Source organism: Polaribacter litoreus, assembly GCF_054584775.1.
Map to the genome: position 1 here is coordinate 1 of NZ_JBTLRD010000036.1, position 5,798 is coordinate 5,798.

The window sequence follows — 5,798 nt, forward strand, 5'->3', positions numbered from 1 at the left end:
TGTTTTGTTGCGATACGTTTGAGTAAGCAAGTTCAGATTCCGTTTTCAATTTTTTCACGCTTTTTTAATTTCCTTTTCTAAGCTTTTTTTATTTATTTTTAATTTCTGTTAAATTCTTTTTTAGGAGTTAATTTTCAAGTTAAGATTCCGTTTTGATTTTTAATTCGCGCGATATTTTTCCCCAATTAATTTTTTCACAAAACGTCAAGAATTCCAAAGTAGAGAATATTCCCGCGTAAAATTTTCGTACTGATTTCACTTTTTTAAAATTCGCGAGAGACTGTTCAGCATTTTTTTCCTGCGTTTAGATTTTCCTGAGCAATAAAACATAACGTGTTTGTATAAGCTTTGTTGCGTAGTTTTAGCACTGAATTTACTAAATAAAACACGAACGGCGAAATTCCGAAGGAATTTCCCAAGTGAGCTAAAAATAGCAATAAAGTTTATACGGTGTTAGCAAAAGTGTTTATTCACAATCGCCATTACAATCTTCTGCTTTTTCATAATCTTTTGATGTGAAAATGAAGATTTCTCTTGAATTATTATTACTGTTATAAAAACATTCATTTAAAAGGTTTCTTTCATTTTTTTTAATGTCCCCGTCTTCACATATGGTTTCTCTTTTAAAAAAAAGGTTTTTATTTGAATTAAAAATAATTTTTATTGAATCCGAAGCAAAGAAATTGTTATAGCTATAATATGGAATATTATTATGTGAACAGCTTTCATAAGTTTTTGATTTTTCTTGATTATTAACTAATTCAATTATACCTTCAATACCGTATGTTATTATTTTTATGCTTACTCCACTTTTATTTTGTATCGTATATTTATACGACTCACATCCTTCCTCTGGACCACAACTTAAAAAAAATATAAATGTAAAAAATAATATTATTCTCATTTTACCAATTATCAAATAGTTCATCAATATACTTGTTTGTTGAGTTGTATGGATTTTGTTTTTTTATGTTTTCTTTCCATTCTTTCCAACTATTAGTCCCTTTTAAGCTATTCTCTAATTGTTTTATTGAATAGCCTGAAACTCTATCTTCAGGATATGTACCTACATAGTCATGTCTTATGTCTATTCTTTGGTTAATCTTATCCATTAAATCATAACCTAAAGAAGTATAAATTGGTTGAGATTCTAAAGGGAAATTCTGTCTATTATTTGTTGATGGGTCATTCCATAGCCCATATTCAAAATCCCAATCATTCAAATAACTCTTATACCTTAAATTAGTTAATACAATTTCTACGGTGGTAGCCCAAGTTTCCATAACCCTTTTAGCACTATTACTAACGGCATCAGTTTGATAGACAGAAAAAGTGTACCCCTTACTAACCAAACTATTATAAGCACTACCATCTACTTTTCTATGAGCAGCATGCGCCAATTCATGAATGGTTGTTCCGTATACCAAATCAGAAGAATCTCCCCAAGCTTGTAGAGATATATCTGAACCATTAAATATTCTTCTTGCTTTTATGTATGAAGAACGCCCGTTTTCTTTTCTGGCTCTAATTCTCATTTTCCAAAAACCTCCCCATCTTGAAGGTTTTGTAAGTCCATAGCTATCCTTATAGTAATAATCATGAGCTGCTTGAAAAATGGTTGCGTAGTATTGTTGTGTACCTCCCCTTATTTCTAAATTCCAAGGTGATTTTTGTTTTGGACCATTATACCAAGCTGTAGTTGACCAAAATAACCACCAAGACCATTTTACTGAAAAATGATGACGCTCCCATTTGATAGAATAGTTTGCAGGTCTTCTAAAAGAACCTGTTTCAAATTTTCCACTGCTGTTAGTAATTCCTGTTTTTACAGTAAACCATCTTCTTGCTCTTACTTTTACACCTTGCATAGGGTAGTAGTTGTTTAATCTATCATCCCATAGCTTAATAGTTCCTGACGGATTCCAACGGTCTGGGACATTCCAACAAATAAACCAAACACAAACTCTCTTAGCTTGAAGGTTATTCTTTTTTTCTTGTTCTATAGCTATTTTTTCTTCTTCGGAAAGATTATTTGTTAGATATAATGATACTGTTTCGAGACTACTAAGGCTATTTGTTTTAGAATATATACTCTTTGCTTGAACATTTGTATCTTCTTCTCGATAACCCTCACTATTTTCAGGAATAAACAAATCAGATAATATTTCGTGCTTAACTTCAGGGAATTGATAATCGGGTTTTACAACTGCATAACGCCAAGAAATTTGGTCTTCAGGAATTTCAGGGTCATGATAATATTCTCCCTCTTGTTCAATCTCATAATCTAAAGGGTAATCAAACAATACTAAAGTAGTGTCTTTTTCAATAATGTTTAGTTCTAAAGAATCTTTAGGCAGAAATCGAACATACAAATCTGTTTCTTTGATTTCAATTTGTTCTGCTGATTTTTGAAATGATTTTGCTTGATAACTTTTAGATTTTTTTACTTCTTTTAAAATAGTATCCAAAGCTCTTTGCATATTGGCTACCGAAAAAGGATTCTCAAGTTTCTTTCCAAGTTTTATAATACTCTCGGATTTGGGTTGTTGAATAGAAGAACTATATTCTTTAATAAAGTCGTCGTTTTGACAGGAATAAATCAATATTCCAATCAGGGTTAATATTAAAAACCGTAAGCTGTATTTTTTCATAACTAATTTTTTAATGGTTAATATTTGCTTTCAAATATAATCTTCCATATGTTATTTTAACATTATGCCAGTTTTACATTTTTGCTAACGTTTATGTGTATTAAAAGTTGCGATTTTGTGCCATCGTTATTTTCCGAAGGAAAATATAAGATTGCAAAAAAAGCAACAATTTTTGGTTAAGCTAAAAGTAGCAATTTTTTTTACACGGTGTTGTAAATAGTAGATTTTTTTCCAGTTAATAATTCCATTGTAATTTTTCGCACTTTGCTTAATTCAACATTTTAAGTAATAAATTCCGCAAAGAAATTCAATTCCGAAAGTTGCTTAAATTCCAGTTTTTGCTTTCAAGTCTTGCTAATTTTCCAACGTTTTAATTTTCCAGTCTGAGTAAATTCACACGTTTAATATTTCCACAAACAAGATAAAATTCCCACAATAATTTTTTCACGAGTGAAAGATAATTCAGCAATTATTAAATTCTATTTTAAGCGATTAAAAAATTCCCACGAACAACTAAATTCAAACATTTTGGATATTCAAATTTTCACGTTCCTGAGTGTTTTCCACTATTATTTACAACGTTGTTGTATAAGGAAAGTTGCGTTTTTTGTGTGCGAGGAATTTCCGAAGGAAATTCAGAAGTAGCAAAAAATGCAACTAACTTTGGTTAGCACTAATGTAGCAATTTTTTTTATACGGTGTTGCAAGTAGTAGTTTATTTTCAGTTTATAATTCCGTTTTATTTCACTTTTTAAAATTCAGACTTTAAGCAATAATTTCACCAAGTTTACAATTCAGAGTTTGAGTAAATTCCGCAATTCTGATTTTCAGAGTTTGAGTGATTTCCTATTAATTTATATTTTCAAAGTCTTTTATGAGTAAGAAACTATTCCAAAAGTTAGAATAATATTCCAATTGGTAACATAATTAGATAATAAAGAATGTAAATTCTTAAGAAGTAGTCAAAATTCAAGATTTCAGTTTTGTTAAGTAAACTATTTTTTTTCTGTTCTATATTAAACCAACCATAAAGAATTACTCCAGAAACAAATATTCCCAAACTCATTGATATTATTAAACCTAATAATAATTCCAAAAAAGGCATTTCCACATTATTTTGATTATTGAAATTCAAATTGTAAATAATGTAGAATAAAAATATTCCGATTATTGAAAATGTTTTGATTTTCTGATTTTCAAGTTTTTTCCAAATTACGTTTTCTGAAAAAAATGTTTTCATTTATTCTTTATATTTTAAGATTCTGAGTGGTTTCCGCTATTACTTGCAACGTGTTTGTGTAAGAAAAGTTGCGTGGTTTAAGCACTAAAGTTGGCAAGTAAATCACAAATAGAAAGTCCTCGAGGACTTTCGTAAATTGGCTTTTACTAGCAATTTTTTTTACACGGTGTTACCCAACGTATTTATTTTCATTCCAGAATTTAATTCTTTTCTCAATCTCTTTTTTAGGTAGTCTGTTATTTAAAAGGCTAAGCTGTTTAATTTTCTCAACAGCTTCTTCAAAAGTTATTATTTCCTGTCTTAGAAATTCATCAAAAAGATAAATAATTCCTCTAACTTCTAAATTATCTTTACTAGCTTGTTTTCTTAGTTTTCCATCTCCTGTTAATAATACACCTGAAAGTTTTTTACTGTAATACCAAACAGAACAATCTTCAAAACTTAATCCATTACTATTTTCTAAAATTGAATTGATTCCTTGAAAATCTTCTGTTTTTATCGTTTCGATAATTCCAAGTTTATTTGATTCACTTAATTCGGTTATTGGTTCTGTTTGTTTATCATTTAATTCTTCAATGACAAAATCGGTTGTATGTAAATCAAAATTCAGTTTTGAAAAAGCTTCAAGAAGTTCGAGTTTAACTAAGTCTATTAAGATATTAGCATCATTAATTACTATTTTCATAATGCGTAAAATCTATATCAATGAACTTTCTTTAACGGATTCTATATTCTTGTTCAATAATGATGAAGCTTTACTTATCGAAATGTTTTCTTGAGAAAGTGCTCTATAAACTAATTGTTCAAATCTGTTAGATTTTTCTGGGGTTTCAAATCTCGAAGCATTTACTTCTCTATTTAAAGATGGGTTAAATCTAGTCCTTTTGTAAAAATCAGTATGACGTTGTTTACTTAGAATTCCTGAGTCAACAAGTCTGTAAACTATTGCAGGAATACTAATACCATATTTTTTTTGAGTTGAAATTAATTCAGCAAGAGTTATATGGTTTCTTTTACCTCCAAATTCTCTTATAACAATTTCTTTAGGAAAAAGAAATTCAGCAGCAAACTTATTACAAAATTGTTCTTCTTGTTTAGTCTCACAATCAGGAAGATTTAATAATAAGTGGCCTAATTCGTGAAGTAAAGTAAATCTTTTGCGTTCTACTGGAAAATTACCATTAACGACAATCACAGGAAATTTACCATTAACATAGGTTGCTAATCCGTCAAATTTATCATCTACATCATATAATTCAATTACTTTTATTTCTTTGTCTTCTAAAAGTTGAATTATATTATGAATTGGGTCAATTCCAATTTCCCAATCAGTTCTAAGTTTTAAAACTGCTTTTTCTACATCTTCAATTTTGTTAATATTGATATTTTTAATGGCGTTTTTAAAACTATAATCAATTGATAAGGTGTCCTCTAACCAAATGTAATTTTCTAAGTTGATTTTTATTTGTTCTTTTAATGAACTTTGTTTCTTTAAAGAAAAGCTTGATTTTTTTCTAAAGTTTATCTCTCCTAATTCTACTTGAAAAGAATTAAAGAAATAGTCCATTTTTAAACCAAATAGTTTTGAAAGTTTAAGAAATTTTGGGCTAGTTGGAATTGCTTCTCCATTTTCATACTTACTTACCATTTGTTTAGACACACCCAATTCGTCTGCAACGTTTTGTTGGGACAAACATTTAAGTACTCTTGCATTTTTAATACGATTAGCAACTAAGTTTTTCATTTTGTTTTTATTGGTTGTCAAATCTACATAAAAATAATGAATTGTCAACTAATCTCAAAATTATTAACTAAGTTTTATATGTTGGGTAACGTACGGGTTGTATGGTTAGTTACGTTAATTAAAGATACTATTTTCCTGATAATTACTAAAAAAAAATCGCGAA

Annotated in this window: 5 protein-coding genes; all 5 read right to left on the reverse strand. The window is 28.8% G+C overall.

Features of this window, described 5'->3' with window-relative positions; genetic code table 11:
* Positions 1 to 466 precede the first annotated feature (466 nt).
* Positions 467 to 904 (reverse strand): hypothetical protein, encoded by a 438-nt coding sequence (locus ACW9UN_RS16660; RefSeq protein ID WP_459487496.1) that lies wholly within the window; start codon positions 902 to 904, stop codon positions 467 to 469.
* 1 nt (position 905) lies between these two features.
* On the reverse strand, positions 906 to 2,651 hold the full coding sequence (locus tag ACW9UN_RS16665; RefSeq protein WP_459487497.1) for a hypothetical protein: 1,746 nt from the start codon (positions 2,649 to 2,651) through the stop codon (positions 906 to 908).
* A gap of 898 nt (positions 2,652 to 3,549) precedes the next feature.
* Positions 3,550 to 3,891 carry a hypothetical protein gene (locus tag ACW9UN_RS16670; RefSeq protein WP_459487498.1) on the reverse strand — a complete coding sequence of 114 codons (342 nt, stop codon included), beginning with the start codon at positions 3,889 to 3,891 and terminating at the stop codon, positions 3,550 to 3,552.
* Between the two features lie 169 nt (positions 3,892 to 4,060).
* A complete protein-coding gene (locus ACW9UN_RS16675; RefSeq protein WP_459487499.1) occupies positions 4,061 to 4,576 on the reverse strand; it encodes a PIN domain-containing protein in 516 nt (171 codons plus the stop codon).
* Positions 4,577 to 4,588: 12 nt separating this feature from the next.
* Positions 4,589 to 5,635 carry an ImmA/IrrE family metallo-endopeptidase gene (locus ACW9UN_RS16680; protein ID WP_459487500.1) on the reverse strand — a complete coding sequence of 349 codons (1,047 nt, stop codon included), beginning with the start codon at positions 5,633 to 5,635 and terminating at the stop codon, positions 4,589 to 4,591.
* Positions 5,636 to 5,798: the final 163 nt, after the last annotated feature.

Bases quoted from the DNA above. Each gene is read 5' to 3' on its own strand.
- ACW9UN_RS16660 (WP_459487496.1), bottom strand. From the start codon at position 904: ATGAGAATAATATTATTTTTTACATTTATATTTTTTTTAAGTTGTGGT.
- ACW9UN_RS16665 (WP_459487497.1), bottom strand. From the start codon at position 2,651: ATGAAAAAATACAGCTTACGGTTTTTAATATTAACCCTGATTGGAATA.
- ACW9UN_RS16670 (WP_459487498.1), bottom strand. From the start codon at position 3,891: ATGAAAACATTTTTTTCAGAAAACGTAATTTGGAAAAAACTTGAAAAT.
- ACW9UN_RS16675 (WP_459487499.1), bottom strand. From the start codon at position 4,576: ATGAAAATAGTAATTAATGATGCTAATATCTTAATAGACTTAGTTAAA.
- ACW9UN_RS16680 (WP_459487500.1), bottom strand. From the start codon at position 5,635: ATGAAAAACTTAGTTGCTAATCGTATTAAAAATGCAAGAGTACTTAAA.